Consider the following 23,883-nt stretch of genomic DNA (forward strand, 5'->3'; position numbering starts at 1 on the left):
AAAGAAGCGGAGTGATATCGAATGAAAAAACCGATTGATACGATCGTTGGCAAAGCCGCCCTGCTGATCATTGACGTTACGAAGGGCTCGCTGCTGCCCCCGGACAAAACGCCGATTCCGATCTTCGACGCCCAAACCGCGGTAGACAATATCAAAGTCGTGCTCGAGTCGGCCCGCCAAGCGGAGATTCCGATTATTTTCTTCCAGGAGCTGCATCGCCCGGAGATGGTAGACTTCGGCAGGGAGCTTGAAGGCGTGGAAGACGTGCATTGCCTGGAAGGCTCCGAGGACGTCGAATTTCTCGACGACTTGAAGCCGATGAAAGGGGAGTTCGCGATCGGCAAACGCCGGTACAGCTGCTTCTTCTCCACGGATTTGAATATTTTGCTCAAGGGACTCAAGGTAGAGACGCTCATCATCTGCGGATTCCTGACCGACGTTTGCGTCCATTACACGTCCGCGGACGCGCACCAGCACGACTATTACGTGCGAATCATGCATGATTGCGTGCGGGGCTCCAGTCCGGAAGCGCACCAAGCCTCCTTGAACGCGATCAAATATTTGCAGACGGCATCGGAGACGAATTCAGCGGAAATCATCGGTTTGCTCGAAAAGATGACGGTGAAATCGTAAGCTTGCCATTGTTGAAAATGATCGTACCCCCGCATTCATAGCAAAGAAATACCAAAGAGACGCGCTTCTGCCCCTGCGGCGGATTGCGTGTCTTTTTGGGTTTGGCTGCATATTCGGTCGGCCCCGTCGATTATAAAAAAAGTCGCTTGCGTCATCGCTGCCTCGATTGGAGCATGCCGCTAACTAGGCTTGCCATCCCCTTGTGCATACCCACCTCTTTTGCACACCAGCCCCATACACACCGGTGCCTTTTGCACACCGCCCTTTATGCACTCTGGTCCTTTATGCACGCCAGACCTTTTTTTCACAGCGCCACCTTGTGTACGCCGCCGCCTTTACACACCTGCCCCTTATGCACCCTGGTCCTTTATGCACACCAGCCTCTTTTTCACAGCGCCACCTTATGTACGCCACCGCCTTTACACACCTGCCCCTTATGCACTCTGGTCCTTTATGCACACCAGCCCCTTTTTCACAGCGCCACCTTATGTACGCCGCCGCCTTTACAAACCTGCCCCTTATGCACCCTGGTTCTTTATGCACACCAGCCCCTTTTTCACAGCGCCACCTTATGTACGCCACCGCCTTTCGCATACAGTCCCCATACGCACGCACACTGTTCTCTTTTTAAATAACTGCAAATCTGCAGTTAATTTTCTTTGTCACCCCGCTTCATCAGGAAATAACTGCAAATCTGCAGTTAATTCATATGAAAAACCGTTTATCGGCGTGAAAACGATAAAATAGCTGCACATTTGCAGTTATTTTGCCCGAATCGTCGTTTCCGCCGGAAATAACTGCATCATTGCAGTTATTTTGCGCCGCGCGTGGCCGCCCGAACGTTGGAACGTCAGCACCTTCACCAGGCAGAAGTAGAAGTACGCGCTTCCGGCACGCTGCACGCACGCATGAACGCGAAAAGGCCGCCCCCAACGGGACGGCCCTTCTCTACAATCAAGCTGATCAAGCTTTCGGATCAAACGAGCTTTTCAGCGATACGATACGGTTGAACACGATACGGTCGGCGTTCGAATGCTTCGGATCCACGTTGAAGTAACCGTGGCGGAAGAACTGGAATTTGTCCTGTCCCATCGCGTCCTTCATGTTCGGCTCGACGAAGCCTTGCAGCGCCGTCAGCGAGTTCGGATTGATGCGATCGAGGAACTCCTTGTCGGAATCGCCCTCTTCATCGGTCAGCAGCGGCTCGAACAGGCGGAATTCCGCCGGAACGGCTTGCGAAGCCTCGACCCAGTGGATCGTACCCTTGACCTTGCGGCCGGTGAAGCCGGATCCGCTCTTCGTCTCGGGATCATACGTGCAGCGCAGCTCGACGACGTTGCCGTCCGCGTCCTTGATGACCTCTTCGCACTTAATGAAATACGCGTTCTTCAAACGAACCTCGTTGCCCGGGAACAAACGGAAATACTTGCTCGGCGGGTTCTCCATGAAGTCGTCCTGCTCGATGTAAATCTCGCGCGAGAACGGGATTTGGCGCGTGCCCATCTCTTCGTTCTCCGCGTTGTTCTCGGCATCCAGCAGCTCCGTTTGCCCTTCCGGGTAATTGGTGATGACAACCTTCAGCGGCTGGAGCACGGCCATCGTGCGCGGCGCCTTCAGCTTCAAGTCCTCGCGGATGAAGAACTCCAGCATCCGTTCGTCGACCACGCTATAGGCGCGGGCAACGCCGATCTCGCGGCAGAACGCGCGGAGCGATTCCGCCGTGAAGCCTTTGCGGCGAAGGCCGCTGATCGTCGGCATGCGCGGATCGTCCCAGCTTTCGACGACGCCTTTATCGACGAGCATTTTGAGATACCGCTTGCTCATGATCGTATTCGTTACGTTCAGACGGGCAAATTCGTACTGATGCGGCTGTGCTTCCATTTCGCATTCGGCGATGACCCAATCGTAAAGCGGACGATGATCCTCGAATTCCAGCGTACAGATAGAATGCGTCACGCCTTCGATCGCGTCGCCCAGCGGATGCGCATAGTCGTACATCGGATAGATGCACCACGCGTCGCCAGTCCGGTGATGATGGGCATGCGCGATACGGTACAGCGCCGGATCGCGCAGGTTGATGTTCGGCGAGGCCATGTCGATTTTGGCACGGAGGATGCGTTCGCCGTCCTTGAATTCGCCGGCGCGCATGCGCGCGAACAGGTCGAGATTCTCTTCCACGCTGCGGTCGCGGCTCGGGCTGTTTTGGCCGGGCTGCGTCAGCGTGCCGCGCATTTCGCGCATTTGCTCGGCGGACAGGTCGTCGACGTAAGCTTTGCCTTTCTTGATCAGCAGCACCGCGCGATCGTACATTTCCTCGAAGTAATCGGAAGCAAAACGCAGTTCGTCCCACTCGAATCCAAGCCAGCGGACGTCCTCCTGGATCGCTTCCACGTATTCGGTATCTTCTTTCACGGGATTCGTATCGTCAAAACGCAAATTCGTCTTGCCTTTAAACTCGTCGGCAAGCTCGAAATTCAGACAGATCGATTTGGCGTGGCCGATGTGCAGATAACCGTTCGGTTCCGGCGGAAAGCGGGTTACGATCTCGCTGACCTTGCCGGACTGCAGGTCGTCGCTCACGATATTCTTGATAAAGTTAGAGGATGATGTCTTATTCTCCATAACGACCAACCTTTCCCATACAAAATCTTTATCCTACTATCATACACAATTTTAGGCCTCTTTATAAATAGCAATCTTGTTTCCATGCTTAAGGGCTTTCGGAGAAAGCCAGCTTCGGAAGCATAGGCTAGGGCTTTCGGAGAAAGCCAGCTTAGGAAGCATAGCCTAAGGGCTTCCGGAGAAAGCCAGCTTCGGGAGCATAGCCTAAGGGCTTTCGGAGAAAGCCAGCTTCGGAAGCATAGCTTAAGGGCTTTCGGAGAAAGCCAGCTTCGGAAGCATAGCCTAAGGGCTTTCGGAGAAAGCCAGCTTCGGAAGCATAGCTTAAGGGCTTTCGGAGAAAGCCAGCTTCGGAAGCATAGCCTAAGGGCTTTCGGAAAAAGCCAGCTTCGGAAGCATAGGCCGAGGGCTTTCGGAGAAAGCCAGCTTCGGGAGAGCGCGAATCAATGGAATAATAATGACGACTTAACTAACCTTGTTCATATTCCATTCATAGATCTACCTTAACATCCAAGTCAATTGACCCGGGCAATAGCGAGCGAGTGGGCGACTTTCAGAGAAGCCAGCTTCGGAAACATAGGCTCAAGAAACGTCCAGTTCCCCTACCACCTTATGTGGGCGTTATGGCCGGAAAGCTGCTGAAGTGCAGCTTTCCGAGCCCTGCGTGGCTGAAATGCACTGAAATGCTGCTATACGGCAGCTTTCGAACCATCTCACGCGTTGCTTTAGACCAAAAAGCTGCTGAATTGCAGCTTTCCGAGCCCCGCGTGGCTGAAATGCACTGAAAAGCTGCTATACAGCAGCTTTCGCACCATTTCGCGCGTTGTTTTATGCCTAAAAGCTGCTGAATTGCAGCTTTCCAAACCCCACGCGGCTGAAATCCACTGAAAAGCTGCTTTACGGCAGCTTTCATACCATCCCGCGCATTGCTTTAGGCCGGAAAGCTGCTGAAGTACAGCTTCCGGGCTCCGCGCGTCTGACACGCACGAAGGGCTGCCGTAGGGCAGCCTTTCCGAGCCCCACACCCCTCCAATTCGACCCTCCAGTCACCCGTTCACCGCACTTTAAAAACAAGCTTGACATTCGATTTCGAATTTATATACTTAGGTTAGCTAATGAAATTACTTTTGCAAAGGAGCCCCATGCATGCAGGATGATAACAATCACCCCCCACCCGCCGCGCACGAGCTAATCCGCGCTTTGCGCCAGCTCCGGCAGCTGCCTTGGAACAGCCGCAATCCGATCGAGAACTGCACGCCGAGCGAGACGATGACCTTGTTCAGCATCCGCAGGGCGACCGAAGGCAATCCGGCCGGCATCAAGGCATCGGAGCTGAGCACCATGCTGAACGTCGCTTCTCCTACGATTACCCAAAGCGTCAACCTGCTCGTCGCCAAAGGATTGCTGCAGCGAAACGCCGATCCGCATGACCGCCGGGCCGTCCGCATCACGTTGACGGAGGAAGGCGAGCGACAGACCGGATTGGCTCAAGCCGCGATGCAGGAGCGCATGACTTCGCTCGTATCCCATCTCGGCTCGGACCGCGCGCACACGCTGATTGAGCTGCTGAACGAAGTCGCGGCCTTCTACCAGGACGGCGAAGGCGGCTCGAAAGCCGGGAACGACGCCGTGTTCAAGCCCGGCTGCAATGCCCCCACTACCCCAAAGGAAGGTGAATAAGGCTCTATGATGAAGCTCTTGCGCCTGTTGAAACCCTACCGCCTGCTCGTCACGTTCGTTCTGCTGTTCGTGTTCCTGCAATCGTTGTCGGATCTCTATCTGCCGACGCTGCTCGCCGACATCGTCGATAAAGGCGTTGTCCAAGGCGACAATCCGTACATTTGGAAAATCGGCGGCTTCATGCTGGTTATCGCGCTCGTCGGCGGTCTCTGCTCCATCGGCGCCAGCTATTTGTCCGCCAAATCCGCGGGCGGCTTCGGCCGCGATCTGCGCAGCCGCGTATTCGCGCATGTCGAGAAATACTCCCTGCACGAATTCGACCAAATCGGCACTGCCTCGCTCATTACCCGGACGACCAATGATATTACGCAGGTGCAGCAAGTCCTCATGATGATGATGCGGGTCATGGTCGCTGCCCCGATGATGTGCTTCGGCGGGATTATCATGGCTTTGTACAAGGATGCCCATCTCTCCATCATCATCATCGCGATCGTGCCGATTCTGGCGCTGGTCATTCTCGCCGTCGTAAGCCGCGGCGTCCCGCTGTTCAAGGTCATGCAAGTCAAGATCGACAAGCTGAACCTCGTCCTGCGGGAGAACCTGACCGGTATTCGGGTTATCCGCTCTTTCAACCGCACCAAGCATGAGCAAGGGCGCTTCAACAACGCCAACATGGATCTGACGGATACGGCCATCAAAGTCAACCGCATCATGGCTACGCTGATGCCGGTCATGATGCTCGTCATGAACTTCGCCAGCTTGTTCATTATTTGGTTCGGCGGCCTGCGCATCAGCAGCGGCAATATGCAGGTCGGCGACTTGATGGCCTTCATCCAATACGCATGGCAGATTATGTTCGCCTTGATCTTCGCGTCCATGATGTTCGTCATGATTCCGCGCGCATCGGCTTCCGCGACGCGGATCAACGAGGTCTTAAATACCGTTCCGGACATTTACGACCCTTCAAAGGCCGCGGGCGGCAAACCTTCCGTATCCTCGCGCGGAGAGCTGGCGTTCAACAATGTCTCCTTCCATTATCCGGGAGCCGAGATGCCGGCACTCTCCGACATCTCGTTCAATGCCGGCGCAGGCGAAGTGACCGCTATTATCGGCGGCACGGGCTCCGGCAAATCAACGCTTATCAACCTCATTCCGCGTTTCTACGACGTCTCGGGCGGCAGCATTACGGTCGGCGGCGTGGACGTGCGCGAGATGACGCAAGAGGAGCTGCGGGCCGGCATCGGACTCGTGCCGCAAAAAGCCGTCCTCTTCACGGGCACGATCGCGGACAACATCCGCTTCGGCAAGTCGGACGCCACGGACGAGGAGCTCCGCCATGCCGCCGAAGTGGCGCAGGCGTACGACTTCATCTCGGAGATGAAAGAAGGCTTCGACGCACCGATCGCCCAGGGCGGCACGAACGTTTCGGGCGGCCAGAAGCAGCGGCTCTCCATCGCGCGGGCGCTCGTTCGCAAGCCGTCCATCTACCTATTCGACGACAGCTTCTCGGCGCTCGACTTCAAGACCGACGCCAAGCTCCGCGCCGCGCTGCGCAGCGAGACGACGGAAGCCACCGTCCTCATCGTCGCCCAGCGGGTCAGCACGGTCATGGACGCCGACCGGATCGTCGTCTTGGATGACGGCCGGATTTCCGCGATCGGCACGCATCGCGAGCTGCTGCAATCGTCGACCGTTTACCGCGAAATCGTGACGTCACAGCTGTCAGAGGAGGAAATCGCATGAGTGAACAACAAAGAGGCCCTGCCGGCGGAGGTCCGGGCGCTCCAGGCGGCGGTCCAGGACAGCGCCCAAGCGGTCCCGCGCCGGGCAACTTCGGGTTCGGCCCGGGCGGACGCGGCGGCCCGGGCGGCATGATGGGCATGCCGCCGCAGAAGGCGAAAGACTTCAAGGGCACGCTCCGCCGCCTGATGGGCTACCTTCGGCCATACCGGTTCGCGCTCTTAATCGTGCTGCTGACGGCAGTCCTCAGTACGGTATTCTCCATCCTCGGCCCGAAAATCATGGGCAAGGCAACCACGAAGCTGTTCGAAGGCCTCATGGGGAAGCTGAACGGGACGGCGGGAGCGGAGATCGATTTCGGCTACATTTGGCACATACTGGCCTTACTTGGCGTGCTCTACATTATCAGCGCCGTGTTCAGCTTCATTCAGCAGTACGTCATGGCAAGCGTGGCGCAGAAAACCGTCTACGGCCTGCGCAAGGACGTGAACGAGAAGCTCGAGCGACTGCCGCTCAAGTTCTACGATTCGCGTACGCACGGGGAAATTTTGAGCCGCGCCGTCAACGACGTCGACAACATCAGCGGCACGCTGCAGCAAAGCTTGACCCAGTTCATCACGGCCTTCGTCACGCTCATCGGCGTCATCGTCATGATGCTGACGATCAGCTGGATCATGACGCTCATCACGATCGTCACGCTGCCTCTCAGCTTCATCGCGATCAAGATGATCGCCAAGCGCTCGCAGCTGTATTTCAAAGGCCAGCAAAAGGCGCTCGGCGAGCTGAACGGCCACGTCGAAGAAATGTACACCGGCCATAATATCGTCAAAGCGTTCGGCCACGAGAAGAAATCCGTCGGCAAGTTCAACGAAGTGAACGAGCAGCTGTACGAATCCGGCTGGCGCGCCCAGTTCGTCTCGGGCATGATCATGCCGATTATGGGCTTCATCGGCAATATCGGCTACGTGCTCGTCAGCGTGGCCGGGGGCATTCTCGTGCTGCACGGCCGCATCAGCATCGGCGACGTACAGGCGTTCATCTCCTATTCGCGCCAATTCGCGATGCCGATCACGCAGACGGCTCAGATCGCCAATATCATTCAGTCGACGATCGCTTCGGCGGAACGGATCTTCGAGCTGCTGGACGAGGAAGAGGAAGTGCTGGAAGCGGCACATCCGGTCGCGATTACAACCGGCGGGAAAGGCGAAGCTGCCAAAGTGCGCGGCGACGTCAGCTTCAACCATGTGCAGTTCCGCTACAAGGAAGATACGCCTCTCATCGAGGATATGGACATTCATGTCCGCTCCGGCCAAATGATCGCCATCGTAGGCCCGACCGGCGCCGGCAAAACGACGTTGATCAATCTGCTCATGCGCTTCTACGAGCTGAACGGCGGCAGCATCACGATCGACGGCGCGGCGCTGACGGATCTGAAGCGCGGAGACCTGCGCAGCCTGTTCGGCATGGTGCTGCAGGACACCTGGCTGTTCAACGGCACGATCCGCGACAACATTGCCTACGGCCGGAACGGCGCGAGCGAAGAAGAGATCGTGGGAGCCGCCCGCGCGGCCTACGCCGACCACTTCATTCGCACGCTGCCCGAAGGCTACGACACGGTGCTGAACGAAGAGGCATCCAACATCTCGCAAGGGCAGAAGCAATTGCTGACCATCGCCCGCGCGATTCTGGCGGATCCGGCGATTCTCATCCTCGACGAGGCGACGAGCAGCGTCGATACGCGGACCGAGATTCACATCCAGCGCGCCATGAACGAGCTGATGGAAGGCCGCACGAGCTTCGTCATCGCGCATCGCCTCTCTACGATCCGCGACGCCGACCTTATTCTCGTCATGAACCACGGCACCGTCATCGAGCAGGGCACGCATGAAGAGCTGCTCGCCGCGGGCGGCTTCTACGCCGACCTGTACGAAAGCCAGTTCAGTCAGAAACGGGCGCAGGACGCGGGCTAGCAAACCCGAACGAAGGCCGGTCCCCGGTTAAGCCATGCTTAACGGGGATCGGCCTTTTTGCCGCATGTATAGACTAACCTGCGGCCGCTGGCAGGATCAGGAATAAAAGGATTGACAGTCCTGAAGACCTTCTCTTATACTTACTTTAGATAATAAAGTTTATTACTTTATGTAACTAAATAATTGGAGGTTTTTTCATGTCCACGTCCAAATGGCTTATCGACGCCACGCACAGCAGCGTAGATTTCACGATCAAACATATGATGATTGCGAAAGTCAAAGGCGCTTTCCACGAATTCAGCGCGGAAATCGAAGCGGATCCTAACGATCTGACGACGGCCAGCATCCAGTTCAACGTGGCGCTCGCAAGCATCGATACGCGCAACGCGGACCGTGACAATCACCTCCGTACGGGCGATTTCTTCGATATCGAGAAATACCCTTCGCTGACGTTCCAATCGACGTCCATCGTCAAGACCGACGACGGCGAATACGACGTGACCGGCAACGTGACCCTTCACGGCCTGACGCGTCCGGAAACGTTCCAAGTGACGTACGAAGGCAGCGGCAAAGATCCATGGGGCAACGAAAAAGCCGGCTTCAGCGCTAAAGGCGCCATCAAGCGGAGCGAATTCGGCCTGACCTACAATGCCGTCCTCGAAACAGGCGGCGTCCTGATCGGCGACGAAGTGAAATTCACGATCGAATTGGAAGCCGTGAAAGCCTAAACGTCGGCGTGAGTTTCATAGAATAGAGCGAAGGCCTTGCGGGTTTCAGCAACCGCAGGGCCTTTTTGCTGTTCTGTCTTTTCGTTCCAATGCGGTTATAATGGACGTAGCGTTAGAATTTCGCGAAAATACAGCCTGCCAGGCCGGCTGATCAGATAGGAGTCGTATATGGTTTATCGTAGCTTAGAAGAATGCGTTGAAGATCTGGAGAGGCACGGCCACCTGGTCCGCGTCCGCGAGGAAGTGGACCCCCACCTGGAAATGGCCGCGATCCATATGAAAGTGTTCGAGGCGGGCGGACCCGCCCTGCTGTTCGAGAACGTCAAAGGCTCGAAATTCCGGGCCGCATCCAATCTGTTCGGTACGGTAGAACGAAGCAAATTCATCTTCCGCGATACGTGGGAAGCCGTCCAGAACGTCATCGCCCTGCGCAACGATCCCATGCAGGCGCTCAAAAATCCGTTCAAGCACCTTGGCTCCGGAATGGCCGCCAAGAACGCCCTGCCAGCGAAGAAGTCGAGCGGGGCGCCTGTCGCGCTCCAGGAAATTCGAATCTCCGATCTGCCGCTGATCAAGCATTGGCAGGGAGATGGCGGCGCCTTCGTCACCCTGCCCCAAGTGTACTCCGAGGATCCGGACAAGCCCGGCATCATGAATTCCAATCTCGGCATGTACCGCATTCAGCTGAACGGCAATGCGTACGAGATGGACAAGGAGGTCGGCGTTCATTTCCAAATCCATCGCGGCATCGGCATCCATCAAGACAAAGCGAACCGGCGCGGCGAGCCGCTTAAGGTCAGCTGCTTCATCGGCGGTCCTCCGGCCCATACGCTGTCGGCCGTTATGCCGCTGCCGGAGGGCATGAGCGAGCTGACGTTCGCGGGTCTGCTGTCGGGACGCCGTTTCCGCTACAGCTATATCGACGGTTTCTGCGTCAGCAACGACGCGGATTTCGTCATCACGGGCGAGCTTCATCCCGGCGAGACGAAGCCCGAAGGACCGTTCGGCGATCACCTCGGCTATTACAGCTTGACGCACGAGTTCCCCGTCATGCGGGTGCACAAGGTATACGCGCGTCCCGGCGCCATCTTCCCGTTCACCGTCGTCGGCCGTCCGCCGCAGGAGGACACCGCATTCGGCGCGCTCATCCACGAGCTGACGGGCGATGCTATCAAACAGGAGATTCCGGGCGTCAAGGAAGTGCACGCGGTCGACGCCGCAGGCGTCCATCCCCTGCTCTTCGCGATCGGCAGCGAGCGCTATGCGCCGTATCAGCAGGTGAAGCAGCCTGCGGAGCTGCTCACCTTGGCGAATCGGATTCTCGGTACGGGACAGCTGAGCCTCGCCAAGTACCTGTTCATCGCGGCGGAGGACAAGCAGCCGCTCGACACGCACGACGTCGAAGGGTTCCTGACCCATATCCTGTCCCGCATCGATCTCGGGCGGGATCTGCATTTCCAGACGAACACGACGATCGACACGCTCGATTATTCCGGCACCGGCCTCAACACCGGCAGCAAAATCGTCTTCGCCGCGGTCGGCGAGCCCATCCGCGAGCTGTGCCGCGCAGTCCCGGAAGCGCTGCAAGGCCTGCCCGGCATCGAGCATGCCAGTCTGGTCATGCCGGGCATCGTCGCGCTGCAAGCCGGCGCGTTCGAGAGCTACGAGGCGGCGCAGCGCGAGCTGGATATGCTGTGCGAGGCGATTCGCGCGAAGGGTCCACTGGAGGACTGTCCGATGATCGTATTGTGCGACGACAGCCGTTTCTTAAGCGAGACGCTGAACAACTTCCTGTGGGCGACCTTCACGCGGAGCAATCCGTCGCATGATATCCACGGCGTGAACAGCCGCTACGACTTCAAGCACTGGGGCTGCGACAACGTCATCATCGACGCCCGCGTCAAGCCGCATCAGGCGCCGCCGCTAATCCCGGATCCCGAAGTCGAGCAGCGCATCCAGCGGCTGTTCGCCCCGGGCGGAAGCCTGAGCGGCGTACGACTGGGGTAAGACTGTACGCGGGCGCCGTGTCGGTCGACGGCAGCGGTACTCAGGATGCGATTGCGCAAGACGGCAGACATCCGATCACGCTAGAAAGAATTACGAGCGGCCAAGTGAGGTTGACTAAATGTCAGCACTCGCCTGGCCGCTCTTCTTCGTTCTGCCGTTCCCGGACTTAGACTACCGAGGGCACTCTCCATAAGCACGGCTTTAGCCTGCAGGCATGTTGGACGCCCGCCGCCCATAAAATGAGTAAGATCGATTTATGCGCCTGCCGCTCCGCGCGGCCGCGCGCGAACGGCGGGTGAGGCATGACGGACACGGTGATCGTATTTCCCCACTGCGCGTGGGAAATGTTTCCTTACGGGAGTTTCATCGAGAGACTCGGGCGGGGCCGCTCCGTCCGCTTCGTTGCGAGCACGGAAGCCATGGCAGGCGCGCCGCCGATTTACGGGACGATAACGCTCGAGGCGCTGGACGGTTTACCCTGGGACCGGACAGTCGTCGTCGCGACGCATCCCTCCTGGGTGTATGAGATCGCCGGAAGAAGCCCGGCCGCCCTCTTAGTCTTCCTCCCGAGCGAGCTCGAACAGGGCGAAGCGGATTATCTGCTCTGCCGGGACGCGCTCTGCGCGGCGGCGACGATCGTGGTCGCAGGGACGGAAACCTTTTATTTCGAGCAATGGTTCCGACGCGGCCGCGTCTTCCTGCAGGATGGTCTAGACACGGCATCCGACCTGCTCGCCGATGCGGCGGCAAGCGACGCCGCAGCGGGGAAGTCCGTCGATGCGCTCGCGAAGCTGCAGCTGCAGCGCCGGGCGGATTTCCGCGCTGAACAGCTGCGCGGTCTGCGTCCTTCCGCGATGCAGTTCTTCTTTCAAGCGGTCTATCACTACCTGCTCGCGCAAGGGGAAGAGGCCGAACGATGGGCGCTTGACGCCTTCCACTTGGCTATCCTGACCGCCGAGGAAGGAGCCGTGCAGACTTACTTTCGTTTCCTGTCCGTCATTCGGCTGCTGCAGGGACGCGCGGACGATGCCTTCGCGACATACGGGATCTGCGCGGCAAGCGATGAGGAACGGGAGGTTTACGGCGAGATGCTCGCGCTGCATGCCTCCGGCGAAGCAGCGCTGGCCGCGGCATTGCTTTACCGAATGAACGATGATTTCCGGCAGGCAACGGAATTGCTGTACGCCGCGCGAGCGCAGCTTCCAACTGGACCGCTCCGGGAGCGTGCCGTCTCTCTCCTCCTGGAAGCGCATGAGCGCAGCAGTCGGCCGGGAGCGGCGCTCGCGCTGCTGCCTCCCCCGCGCACCGTGAAGGAACGGCTGCGGCGCAATCTGCTGGAGGGACGCGCTTACGCGCTCGAAGGAAGACGGCATGAGGCCGTCTGCGCTTTGCTTGAAGCCGCAATGACCGGCTTGGAGCCGCTGCACGCGATCGCCGACATCGCGGCCGCGCATGCGAAAGCCAAGAAGCTGGCAGAGGGGGAATACACGTGAGCGGAGTACCGCTGCTGCGCAAGTCCAGCGGCAATAAGCTGACGGCCATGCTGCAGGTCCGCAATGAAGCCGGCCGCTACCTGGAGGCGGCGCTGGCGGACTTGTCCGGCTTCGTTGACGAAATCGTCATCGTGGACGACGCCAGCGAGGACGAGACGCCGGACATCTGCCGCTCGTTTCCGAAGGTGGTTCGGCTCGTGCAGCTGCCGGAGCCCTTGTTCGGCCAGGAAGGCCGGCTGCGGCAGCTGCTCTGGCAGGCAGCCGTCCAGACGGAGCCGGACTGGCTGCTGTCGATCGACGCGGACGAGTTTTTCGAACGCAAAGCCAAATCGCACATCCGCTCGCTGATCGACCAAGACCGCTACGACTGGGTGTCTTTTCGCATGTACGACTTCTGGGGTTCGCTCGCGTACTACCGCGAGGATGAGCTGTGGCAGCTGCATAAACGGCACACCATGATGCTCGTCCGCTACCTGCCGCTCTACTCGTACATCTATCCGGACTGGAACCATCATGTGCCGAGACTGCCGCTGACCTGCTCCGCCCTGCCCGGCTTTCAATCGGAGCTGCGCGTGAAGCATTACGGCTGGGCCGGCGACGAAGCCGCAAGACGCGCCAAATACGAGCGCTACATGGCCATCGATCCGGAGGGGAAATGGGGCAGCCTGGCCCACTACGCGTCTATTCTAGACCCCGGCCCGAGGCTCATCCGCTGGCAGGAGGAGGCGGGGCCGACGTGAGAACGGTGACGATTTTGACCCACAGCTATTTGAACGCCTATTCGGAAGGCGAAGGGTTCATCCGGCCGTTCGGCGGCGGACTGGAGCGTTACATGCATGATCTCTGCGCCGTTGTGCACGCCAAAGGCTGGCAGCCCGTCGTCCATCAGCTCTCCTACTACCGGAGCTTCGACACGGTGTATAAAGGCACGCGCGTGCGCGGCTATCCCTACGAGCTGAACGACATCGCGGGCGCCTTCGAGCGCATGGCGGCGGACGCCGAAGGACTGATCGTATACGCCAGCTGCATCTGGCATCCGATCGCCTACAAGCCCGGCAGCATCGGCATCTGCCACGGCATTAACTGGGATTGGCCGGAATTCGGCGACAAGGTCAAAAGCGGCGTTGCCTACATGATCCAGCTCGCCGTGGACGGACTTGACCGGCTCGTGTCGGTGGATTCGCATTTTCAGACGTACTGCCGCTCGGTCTGTACGTTCGACGACCCGGAGAAGCTCGTGCTGCTGCCGAATGCGGTAGATACGGATTGGTTTACCGGGGAGGACGTTGAAGCCGGCGACGGGGATGCGGAAGGCGCGCAGGAGAAAGCAGTGATCGGAATCGTTGGCACGGAAGCGGCTCTCGGGGCAGGAGGATCGGCCGCGTCGGCGGAGTCGCCGGAGAACGGCGAATTACGGCTGCTGTTCCCCAGACGGCTCAGCTACGAGCGAGGCATCGTGCCGATGATGCTGCTCGCGGATCGGCTGCTGGCGGCGTTTCCGTCGCTCATCGTGGAGTTCGCGGGCGAGCTTGTGGAGCAGACGCCGGTTGCGGTCGCTTTTCGCCTATGGCTGTCCACGCACGGCGAGCAAGCGCGTATCCGGCATCGCACGTATACGTTCCAAACCGTGCGCGACGCATATCGCGCGGCCGACGTCGTCGTCATCCCCACGGTCTATTCGGAAGGGACCTCGCTCTCCTGCCTGGAAGCGATGAGCTGCGGCAAAGCGGTCGTCGCCACGAACGTCGGCGGCTTGAACGATCTCATCACGGACGGCTTCAACGGCAGGCTTGTCGCGCCTACCGTGGACGCGCTCCATGGAGCTGTGAAAGAGCTGCTTCAGGATGCCGCTCTTCGCAAGCAATACGGCGCAGATGCCGGCAGAACGGCGGCCGCCTTCGATCTCAAGCGGTGGAACCAGCGCTGGGCGGAGCTGCTGGAAGCACAGTTTGCGCGCAACGGATTATGACCGAGGCGCACACGTAGACGGATGCCTATAAAATAACAGCGGATATCCTGGACGGTAAAATCCTGTCCCGGGTATCCGCTATTTTATGGTTATCGTTCCTTCAGCATTCCTGTGAAACGAATAGTTGGCGTTGGAATAAAAAAGAGCGCCGCTGCGTTATCCATCGGCCGCTTCCCGTTCTTGCACTTTCAGATCGTCCGCTTTGCGCTGCAAACTCTGCTTGTTGGCATAGAAATTAATAATGTCGTCAATGGTCGAAAACGTAACGTTGGTATTCGAATCATGGGGTGTAATGGTAATAAAAAACCGCCTTCCAGATGTGGTTTCATCTTATTTTTTTATTGCAGTTGGTGGCATGGGGATTCGTTTTGCTTTTTGCAAGGCTTGAGTTACAGCTTAATTTAAAGCTTATTTAGAGCTTATTTAGAGCTTAATTTAAAGCTTAATTTAAAGCTTATTTAAGAGCTTCAGAGAGCTCAACCCAGACTTAATTTAAAGCATTTTTCAGCGTGACGCCTGCCGTAAATACCGGAACTTTACCTGCTGGCAGCTCCACTTCTTCGCCCGTTTTGCGGCTTCTGCCCATACGCGCTTCGCGTCTGCGGACATCAAACTTGCCAAAGCCGACGAGTTGAACTTCTTCGCCTTGCTTTAAGGCTTCGAAAATAGCGTCCAGTACGGACGTTACCGCCTTCTCGGCGTTCTTTTTTGAAAATCCACTCGACTTCGCAACATCGACGATCAGTTGTTCTTTATTCATTTATCATACCTCGCTTATCGGATTAATATGACGAACTTGAAGCCTTCGATCGCGGTTGAGGGGAGAAAAAAGCTGCCCCAACGTAAGTCAGGGCAGCTTGGTGGATTAATAAACTTTCGAAACGTTCTCGGCTTGCGGGCCGCGTTGGCCTTGCGTGACATTGAATTGTACGCGTTGACCTTCGTCCAACGACTTGTAGCCTTCGCCTTCGATCGCGCTGAAATGCACGAATACGTCGTTTCCGCCTTCGACTTCGATGAAGCCGAAACCTTTTTCAGCATTGAACCATTTAACTGTACCTGTTTGCATTGAAATTCCTCCAAAAAATAGATTTACTTCATTGATCATTCCCAAAAAAAAAATTCACATACTGAAAACAGTTTCATCATAGAAATGAGACCATTTTCAATATGTGAATTGGCTTCGATTTGAACAATACGTTAATCATAGCACACTTTTTAATAAAAAGTAGTACGCAGGCGAAATATATTTAATAATTGTAATCGGCAAAGTCGGATTATAGCTGCCGAAAGCCGCGCCAGGACTGGGAAAATCGAGGTTTCGGACTGGGGAAAATTGGTGGGCTGGGGCAAGGGAAAAGCAGACCTTTGGACATTTTGATGCTGACTGGAGCATGACAAGGACAGAAAATCTCTGGTTAGTTCAGTGCTGACGGGAACTCGATGTGGAAAGGCAGAACTTTGGACGGTTCAGTGCTGGCGGGACGCCAACATAGAAAAATAGCAGGCCCAATGGCCTATTCAATGCTATCGCGACCTCGGCAGGAAAAAGCTGTTCTTTGGCCGATTCGATGCTGCCCTGCCCATAGGACTTGCTCGAATAGTCCAGCAGGATATCTCCTGTCGGCCGACTTCACTGCGGTTTATCCCGGCGGCAGCACAGCCGTGCCGAGGATGAGCGGCAGAGCCGCTTCGCTGTAAAGCGCGGGCAGGTTCGCGCCCGCGCCGGGGCCGCCCGCGGCGCGCGCGATTGCCGCGCCGGCGGCGGCCAGACCCGCGGAGGCGGCGCGCCGCTGCCATGGGCGCGCGCCCTCCGCGCGTGCGGCGGCGAGGTCCTCCGCCGCCGCGCGCCAATCGCCGCCGGCGGCCGCAGCCCAGCCGGCCGCCAGGCGGTGCGGCGCAGCCGCGGCCGGGGGCAGGCCGGCCCCGGCCGCGGCAAGCGCGGCGCGCAGCGCCGGCCGCTGCGCAGGCGGCGCGTCCTGCAGCAGCGCCGCGAGCAGCAGCGGCGGCACGGCGCGGAGGATCGTCCGCGCCGGAGCCGCGGGGGCCGCGGCTGCATGGAGGCGCAGCCATGCGGGAACGGCCCCGAGGCGGAGCAGCGCCCGGGCGATGGCGCTGCCTGACGCGTCCTGCGGCATCGCGCGCTCCGCGCCCGCGCAGGCCGCGAGCGCCGCTCGGGCGGCGGCTTCATAAGCGGCGCCAAGCTGCCGCTCCAGCGCTAGCCGCGCACGTTCGTTATCGCCTTCGGCCATTGCTAGGGCAAACCCATACAACGCCAGCCGCTCCGCATCGGGATCTCCCGCGACGTACGCGGCTTCCCAAACCTGCCGCCCGTGCTCCGCTTCTCCCCGCTGGACCAGCCATAGGCCCTCGGCCAGCGCGCCGGGCGAAGTGTCGCAAGGCTGACCATCTGAGCCGCCATGGGCGCTCGACCACATCGCCGCCGCTTCCTCTGGCAGTCGCAGGTCGACCAGCCATTCCACGAGACTATCCCTCATCCAAGTCAGCCGGTTGTTCATTTCTTTATTTTTGCCGACCTCAGTCCCGATCTCAGTACTGAGCTTAGTTTCCAGACCGGTCCCAACACCTGCCCCCTCACCCGCTCCGGCGCGAGTCCCGCAATGCCAGATCCCGGCACGATCCGCAGCTTCCAACCACAGTGGCCGCAGTGAAGCGTCCAGTCGGCCAAGCAGCAACAACCGCTGCCAAGCCGGCGCATAATCCGGCCGCAGCGCAATGGCTGATACATAGGCCTCGGCAGCTTCGCGGAATTGATACAGCCGCTCCAGCGCAGTCCCTGCCAAGCCGAGAGCGCGATACGTCCCTGCCCCCGCCGCCGTGGAATACCAAACCGGCGCCGGTCCCGCTCGCAGCGCATCATCGATGCAGTGCAACGCCGACACCGGCTCGTCAAGCGCAAGAAGCACCTCGCACCGCGCTTCATGCGCGTCCGCAAAGTCCGCATACCGCTTCGCACATACAGCCGCATAACGCGCGGCATCCCCCAAACGCCCGACGGCGCGGCACGCGTGGACGACCTTCAGCAGGAGATCCGATCCGTAGCCGGGATCCCGCTCCAGCTCGGCAAGCGGCTCCAGCCAAACAAGCGCCGCGCCGTAATCGCCGCACGCGAACAGTTCCGCTCCCGCAGCGTACCTCAGTGCCGGATCCTCCGGAGCTACGACAAGCGCCCGCTCGAGCAGCCGCCTGTTGCGCACGAACTTGTCCCGCTCCGCGATGATGTCGTCGCGGTACCCTTCATGCCGGATTTCCAGCCCCGCCGCATAGCCGACTGCCTCATCCCCGTATGCATCGCAAATCGCGGAGGCCGCCTCCTCGTGCACCAGACCGCGGAAACGAATCCGCTCGTCTCGGCGGAACAGGCGGCAGACGGCATCCGTTACCGTATCTGCATGCACGCCGCTTCCGACCCGACTGTTCACCTGGACAAAATACCCCTGTATGGTCGCATCCTCAAGCAGCCCCCGCCACGCGGCAGCATTCGTTACCGTCAGCTGTTCGTCGGCATCCAGCACGAGAATCCACGACTGCGAAGCGGCGGCCAGCGACAGATTCCGGGCCGCGGCAAAATCATCCTCCCACACCTCATGAATCACCCTCGCCCCGCAAGCCTCCGCGATCGCTGCCGTCTCGTCGGTCGAACCCGTGTCGACAACGATCATCTCTGTCACGAAAGCAGCCGCCGAACGCAGGCAATCAGCCAAGAAACGGCTTTCGTTCCGCACGATCATGCAGAGCGACACCGGAAGCGGCCCGCCGCCGAAGCCGCCACCGACTTCGGATCCGTCCACCTCATCCTTGCCAGTGAAAATCACGGCGCTCACCCCCTGCCGGGCAATGCCAGCCGAATACTCTGCACCGCCTGCGCATGTCCCGCCGATTGCTGCGCGTCTGCCAAATGCCGGTCTGCCAGCGCGCACACCGCCCTCACGCCAGCGCGGACGCCCTCGCGCACAGCAGCCGTGTCGGCCGCAGCTTCTCCGCTGTCGGCAGGTTTGCCGCTCAGCAGCATGCCGACAGCGCTCCGGATGCGCTGCCTGAACTCCGGCCCGCCTTCGCCGCCGGCCAGCAGGAGCGGCAGCCACTCGCGCACAGCGGACGGGACGGTCTCCTCCGACGCTGTTCTTGCTTCTGTCTCTGACTTTGTCTCTGTCTCTGTCTCTGTCTCTGTCTCTGTCTCTGTCTTTGTCTTTGCCTCGGTCTCTGACTTTGCCTCGGTCTCTACTACTGTCCCCGATTCTATTTCTATCTCTGAATCGTTCACTCTCTCATTCGCTGTCTCTGAATCTATCACTCTCTTAGTCTCTATCTCTGTCTCTATCTCGTTCTCTATCTCACTCTCGTCCCCATCAACGATATCTATCTCTTTCCCCAACCTTATATCTCTATCTATCTTCGCCGCCGACTCTACTTCAATCTCTACCCCTCCAACCGCTAACAGCCACGCCTCGGTCTGCCGCCATGCCGCAAGCCGGCTTTCCGCAGCACTGGCTGCCTCGGCCGCCGTAGACGCATGATCAGCCCTGCTCTGCTCCGCGCTTACGCTCGCCCTCCCGACAGCCGCGTCATCTCCGGCAGATCGGCTCTTGTTCATCTCCCCAGCCAGTCGCGCATGCACGCCCGCCAAGTCCAGCCAAGGCTGCAAAACTGCAGGTTCCCCGGCTCCCGCTCGCTCCGCCCATTTTCCCAACCATAATTTCAACGCTTCATGACAGCCGCAGTCGAGCATGATACCCGCCAGCTTGTCGATCGCCTGAGGCGACTCCAGCGTAAACCGCGTTTCAATGAATTCCGCCAGCCGTCCCGGCGCCGACGAGACCTTCATCATGCGGCATAGCCGGTACAGAGGCGCAAGCAGGCTGCTTTTATGCCGCACGGCTTCCGTGTACCAATGCGCGGCCGTCTCTGGATCCAGCTCGGCCTCGTGCATCGTGCCGAGCCAGTAGGCCGATTGGTAGGTGCCCATGCCATCCTCCGTATGATAGAGCGCGGGTGCCTTGCCGATCGCGAGCGCGGCGGCGAATGCCCCGGCTGCCTGCCGTCTTCGGCCGAGCGCGGCCAGACTCACGCCCCTGGCATGCTGCAAATCCGGATATTCCGCGTACCACGTCAGCCCTTCCTCCGCGCTGCGAAGCGCTTCTTCCCAGCGGCGAAGCACCTGCAGGCAGCTCGTTTCATGCTTCACCAGCAAATGGGCGTAGCTGACCGATGCGTAATCGATCCCGTCCCGCGCCTGGCGGAACGCTATCAGCGCTTCCTCCACCTCTCCCGCGCGAAAATACTCCACCCCGAGGTTATACCAGTTGAACCGATTGTCCGGCTCTTCTTGTATCGCTTGCTCGAGCAACGTTCGGTTGCGGTTTACTTTGTCCTTAGCCGCCACGACCTCGCGACGGTAGCCGTAATGGTGGATAATCACGTCGCTGAGATGAAACCGCGCCTGCGGCGTATGCCGAAGGATCGGCGCCGCAATCTGCTCATGAATTCGGCCCTCGAAGCGGTTTCTCCGGTCATTCCTGAACATCCGCAGCACCGGATTGATCGTCGCCCCGTCGCTGCCGTCACCGGAATAATTCCATACGTTCAGAAAATACCCCGTAATCTCCCGGTGCTGCGCCAGCGTCCGCAGCTGCTCCCGCGTGCCGGCATCCAGCTCCTCGTCGGCATCGAGGAACAGAATCCACTCGCCTTCCGCGTGGACCAGTCCTTTATTGCGGGCGCCGGCAAAATCCCCCGTCCATTCGCTGCGTACGACTGTCGCGCCGAATTTGCGGGCCGTGTCTACCGTGCCGTCCGTAGAGCCGGTATCCACGACGATGATTTGATCCACGACGCCTCGGACGCTTTGGAGACAGCGCGGCAGATCGCGCTCTTCGTTCTTGACGATCATGCAGAGCGTAATGAGCTTCGTCTTATTCGCCAACGTTCATGCGCCTCCTTTGCGCGGCGGTCCACGGCGTCCGCCAGCCCGTCGCTTCCGTCTGCATGATCGCAAGCTGCAGCTGTTCAAGATCCGCGAGCGGCCATCCGCCGCCGTAAGATGCCGATGCGCTCCCCGCCCATGGCAGCAGCGCCTCCCGCGCAAGCGCCAGCGAGCAAAAGGCAGCCCCCAGCCGAGCGCGCGTCCGCGCCTCTGCGTCCGAGGCCGCTTCCTCGAACATCGTGAGCGCCTCGCTGTACAGCCCCTTCAGCATCAGGAGCTCTCCGAAAGCGAAGCTCTCCTCCGCCTGCAGCGGCCGCTTCTCCATCGCCCGAAGCAGGCGCCCCGCTGCCGCTTGCGCATAGCCGTTGGCATACAGCAGCGCCGCGTGCCGATCCTCGAGCACCGGAGCTGCCTGTGCTAGCCTGCCCGCAAGCCGTATCAAGCCAAGCTCAAGCGCGCGCTTAGACAGAAGCTCCAGGAAAGATACCCAGCCCGGCAGCGCCGTATTCACGCCTTCCGTGCGTACCGAGCGCATAGCCGCGAAAGGAGCTGCGTAGCGTTCCACCGCAGCGAACAGCTGCATCAGCTCCCTGTTCTCGGCGGCCAGCACCTCGCGAAACGCGCCGCCGAGCGGCTGACCGGATTCCCAGCCATACAAGGCGGCATCCAAGCAAAACCCGGCTGCCGCCTGCCGATCCAAATCCACGGGTGCAAGCCTTACCGCAGCCTCCCCAGGCCGCCCTGACGCCCCACGCTGCCCGGCCGCATCCACAGCCGCGGCGCCTACACCCCGCACCCCGAGCGCGGCCAACAGCAGCGCCCGGGCAGCGCCCGCTTCCCCCGCGCCGGCGAGGCAGGCCGCATAGGCGCGGGTATCTTCCGGCGCGAGCGGTCCGGCCTCGCGCCACAATGGCAGCGCGGCGGCATACGCCCCGATGCCGCCGAGCACCCGGGCCAGCAGCGCCGCATCGCCCGGCGCCGCTTCGCCCAGGCCCGAAGCCAGCGCAGCCGCTATGGCTTCGTCGCGCTCGCCCGCGGCCAGCAGCTGCTCCGCCCAGCCAGCCAGGGCTGGCCCGTAGCGCGGCGATTCCAGAGCCGCCGCCGCGTACAAGCGCAGCGCATGCTCGCCGCGGCCAAGCGCGGCCTCCGCCGCCGCGAGCCCGCAGCGGGCGCGATAGGTTCCCGCGCCCGCCTCCCGAACGTTGCCGCTTGCGGCTTCGCCCGCCGCAAGCGCCGCCTCATAGGCGCCTCGCGCATCCAGCACGCGGCGCTGAGCCATCAGACTATCGCCGTATACGAGCTGGATGTCGGGATAATCGACGTAGCGATCCACCTCGCGATACAGCAGTGCCGAAGCTGCGTCGGCATCGCCCAGCGCCAGCAGCGCTTTTGCCCGATCGCGAAGAAGCATCGCAAGGTACGGCGCATTCGGAGGCGCAAACAAAGAAGCCAAAGCAAATGCCGAGGCGGCATCCTTTGGCTTGTTCAACTGGCAGAGCGTCACGCCCTTATTGTACAAGTGAAACGGGTGGTCAGGCTCCTGGTGCAGCGCTTTGCCGATCAAGCGAAGATTGCGCTCGGCTTTCGCTTTGCGCAGCATGACCTCCGGCAAGTAGCCGTCATGCAGCAGACGAAGCCCGCTGGACGGGCCATCTGCCGTAACTTGCAGCTCGCCTGGGCGGACGAGCTGCTCGTGAATGAGTCCGGCGTACCGCAGACCGCAATCCGCCCGGAAGAGACGCACCGCGTCATGTCCCATGATTTCGCCTTCCTGACGTCCATAGCGGTTCTCGATGCTGACCGAGAATGCATCTCCCTCTGCTCCGCGCAGAAGGCTTCGAAGGCCGGGCCGGTCAACGCCGGCGTCCAGCCATTCGTCCGCATCCAGCACCAGCACCCAGATCGTTCGCGCTGCTTCCAACCCTGCATTACGTGCCGCGGCAAAATCATCCTCCCACGCCGCTCGGACAACCCTGGCTCCAAAAGCTGCTGCAATGTCGACGGTCCTATCGGTAGAGCCGGTGTCCGTCACGACGATTTCATCCGCGAGCCCTTGTACGCTGCGCAGGCAGCGGCCAAGAACATCTTCTTCGTTGCATGCCAGGATATGAATGCCGAGCAGCATGGAATCACGCTCCCATATTAAGTGCCTTGCGCGTTGAAGTAGACGTCGATGGTTGTCGAGCTTCCCGTAGCAGACGAGCGGTAAGCCAGCCGGGTATATTTCAGGAACCGCTGCGGTACGAGCACGTCTACGCTGCCGGCGGAGATGCCTGTCGACGTATCGACGTCGGCGTACCAGTTCGTGCCGTCCGCGCTGATTTCCACCCGGGCGTCCGCTTTATTCGTGCCTGGACCCCGGTTATAGACGAAGAAGGAATACGTACCGAGCACGCTCGTCGTGACCGGGTTGAGTGCCGTGAACGCATTAGCCGTTGCAAGCGCCGTGTTCGCTTGCTCGACGAAGCTCTTTTGCGAAATCGAAGTCACGCTGCTCAGCGTACCTCCCGTAATTGTGGCACCCATTACGCTGGTAATGGTACCGTTTAACAGGTTCGTCAGCGTTCCTGCCGTAATTGTGGCTCCCAAGACGCTGGTCAAGGTACCGTTTAATAGGTTCGTCAACGTTCCCGCTGTGATCGTCGCGCCAAGCACACTCGTCAACGTACCGTTCAACAGGTTTGTCAGCGTTCCTGCCGTAATCGTCGCGCCAAGCACGCTCGTGATCGTACCGTTTAACAGATTCGTCAGCGTTCCCGCTGTAATCGTTGCGCCAAGCACGCTGGTCAACGTGCCGTCGAGCAGATTGGTTACCGTTCCAACGGTTACTGTACCACCCGAAATCGCGACTGTACCGGCTGTGATCGTCGCTCCCATCACGCTTGTGATCGTACCGTTCAACAGGTTCGTTAATGTTCCTGCTGTAATGGTTGCTCCAAGTACACTCGTCAACGTTCCGGCCGTGATCGTTGCGCCAAGCACGCTGGTTAACGTGCCGTCGAGCAGATTGGTTACCGTTCCAACGGTTACTGTACCACCCGAAATCGCGACTGTACCGGCTGTGATCGTCGCTCCCATCACGCTTGTGATCGTACCGTTC

16 protein-coding genes are annotated in these 23,883 nt (G+C 59.7%); 9 read left to right on the forward strand and 7 right to left on the reverse strand.

The features are described from left to right. The first annotated feature begins 21 nt into the window (after nucleotides 1-21). Nucleotides 22-633, forward strand: a complete 612-nt coding sequence (locus AC0YNU_RS25570) for a cysteine hydrolase family protein (protein ID WP_475761528.1) — start codon at nucleotides 22-24, stop codon at nucleotides 631-633. A gap of 963 nt (nucleotides 634-1,596) precedes the next feature. Here AC0YNU_RS25570 and AC0YNU_RS25575 read toward each other — a convergent pair. Further along, the gene (locus AC0YNU_RS25575; RefSeq protein WP_475761530.1) at nucleotides 1,597-3,255 is read right to left on the reverse strand and encodes a glutamine--tRNA ligase/YqeY domain fusion protein; all 1,659 of its coding nucleotides are present in this window, start codon (nucleotides 3,253-3,255) and stop codon (nucleotides 1,597-1,599) included. Between the two features lie 1,143 nt (nucleotides 3,256-4,398). On the opposite strand from AC0YNU_RS25575, the gene AC0YNU_RS25580 reads away from it, so the two are divergent. The 8 genes from AC0YNU_RS25580 (at nucleotide 4,399) to AC0YNU_RS25615 (ending at nucleotide 14,839) form a co-directional block, all read left to right on the forward strand. Further along, nucleotides 4,399-4,932 carry a MarR family winged helix-turn-helix transcriptional regulator gene (locus AC0YNU_RS25580; RefSeq protein ID WP_475761532.1) on the forward strand — a complete coding sequence of 178 codons (534 nt, stop codon included), beginning with the start codon at nucleotides 4,399-4,401 and terminating at the stop codon, nucleotides 4,930-4,932. Nucleotides 4,933-4,938: 6 nt separating this feature from the next. Then, nucleotides 4,939-6,675 carry an ABC transporter ATP-binding protein gene (locus tag AC0YNU_RS25585; protein ID WP_475761534.1) on the forward strand — a complete coding sequence of 579 codons (1,737 nt, stop codon included), beginning with the start codon at nucleotides 4,939-4,941 and terminating at the stop codon, nucleotides 6,673-6,675. After that, on the forward strand, nucleotides 6,672-8,642 hold the full coding sequence (locus AC0YNU_RS25590; protein ID WP_475761536.1) for an ABC transporter ATP-binding protein: 1,971 nt from the start codon (nucleotides 6,672-6,674) through the stop codon (nucleotides 8,640-8,642). The genes AC0YNU_RS25585 and AC0YNU_RS25590 overlap by 4 nt, the downstream gene beginning before the upstream one ends. Nucleotides 8,643-8,839: 197 nt before the next feature. Then, complete coding sequence (locus AC0YNU_RS25595) at nucleotides 8,840-9,370, forward strand: YceI family protein (RefSeq protein ID WP_475761538.1); 531 nt, start codon at nucleotides 8,840-8,842, stop codon at nucleotides 9,368-9,370. A 168-nt stretch (nucleotides 9,371-9,538) separates the two neighbouring features. After that, nucleotides 9,539-11,377, forward strand: coding sequence for a UbiD family decarboxylase (locus AC0YNU_RS25600; protein ID WP_475761540.1), 1,839 nt, complete (start codon nucleotides 9,539-9,541; stop codon nucleotides 11,375-11,377). A 302-nt stretch (nucleotides 11,378-11,679) separates the two neighbouring features. Continuing rightward, complete coding sequence (locus AC0YNU_RS25605; RefSeq protein ID WP_475761542.1) at nucleotides 11,680-12,870, forward strand: hypothetical protein; 1,191 nt, start codon at nucleotides 11,680-11,682, stop codon at nucleotides 12,868-12,870. Next, the gene (locus AC0YNU_RS25610; RefSeq protein WP_475761544.1) at nucleotides 12,867-13,610 is read left to right on the forward strand and encodes a glycosyltransferase; all 744 of its coding nucleotides are present in this window, start codon (nucleotides 12,867-12,869) and stop codon (nucleotides 13,608-13,610) included. Before AC0YNU_RS25605 ends, AC0YNU_RS25610 begins: the two co-directional genes overlap by 4 nt. Beyond that, nucleotides 13,607-14,839: a glycosyltransferase family 4 protein gene (locus tag AC0YNU_RS25615; protein ID WP_475761546.1), complete on the forward strand. Its 1,233-nt coding sequence runs from the start codon at nucleotides 13,607-13,609 to the stop codon at nucleotides 14,837-14,839. The genes AC0YNU_RS25610 and AC0YNU_RS25615 overlap by 4 nt, the downstream gene beginning before the upstream one ends. Nucleotides 14,840-15,326: 487 nt before the next feature. Here AC0YNU_RS25615 and AC0YNU_RS25620 read toward each other — a convergent pair whose 3' ends face one another. From AC0YNU_RS25620 to AC0YNU_RS25645, 6 genes are all read right to left on the reverse strand, one after another. Beyond that, nucleotides 15,327-15,599, reverse strand: coding sequence for an HU family DNA-binding protein (locus tag AC0YNU_RS25620; RefSeq protein WP_475761548.1), 273 nt, complete (start codon nucleotides 15,597-15,599; stop codon nucleotides 15,327-15,329). 105 nt (nucleotides 15,600-15,704) lie between these two features. Then, nucleotides 15,705-15,908, reverse strand: a complete 204-nt coding sequence (locus AC0YNU_RS25625) for a cold-shock protein (protein WP_475761550.1) — start codon at nucleotides 15,906-15,908, stop codon at nucleotides 15,705-15,707. 574 nt (nucleotides 15,909-16,482) lie between these two features. Further along, a complete protein-coding gene (locus AC0YNU_RS25630; RefSeq protein WP_475761552.1) occupies nucleotides 16,483-18,675 on the reverse strand; it encodes a glycosyltransferase family 2 protein in 2,193 nt (730 codons plus the stop codon). Between the two features lie 5 nt (nucleotides 18,676-18,680). Further along, nucleotides 18,681-20,783 (reverse strand): glycosyltransferase family 2 protein, encoded by a 2,103-nt coding sequence (locus tag AC0YNU_RS25635; RefSeq protein ID WP_475761554.1) that lies wholly within the window; start codon nucleotides 20,781-20,783, stop codon nucleotides 18,681-18,683. Continuing rightward, nucleotides 20,773-22,908: a glycosyltransferase gene (locus tag AC0YNU_RS25640; RefSeq protein WP_475761556.1), complete on the reverse strand. Its 2,136-nt coding sequence runs from the start codon at nucleotides 22,906-22,908 to the stop codon at nucleotides 20,773-20,775. The genes AC0YNU_RS25635 and AC0YNU_RS25640 overlap by 11 nt, the downstream gene beginning before the upstream one ends. A 17-nt stretch (nucleotides 22,909-22,925) precedes the next feature. Beyond that, on the reverse strand, nucleotides 22,926-23,883 hold a 958-nt coding region (locus AC0YNU_RS25645), incomplete at its 5' end, for a DUF6385 domain-containing protein (protein ID WP_475761558.1).

It is taken from the genome of Paenibacillus sp. J31P316 (assembly GCF_056269105.1).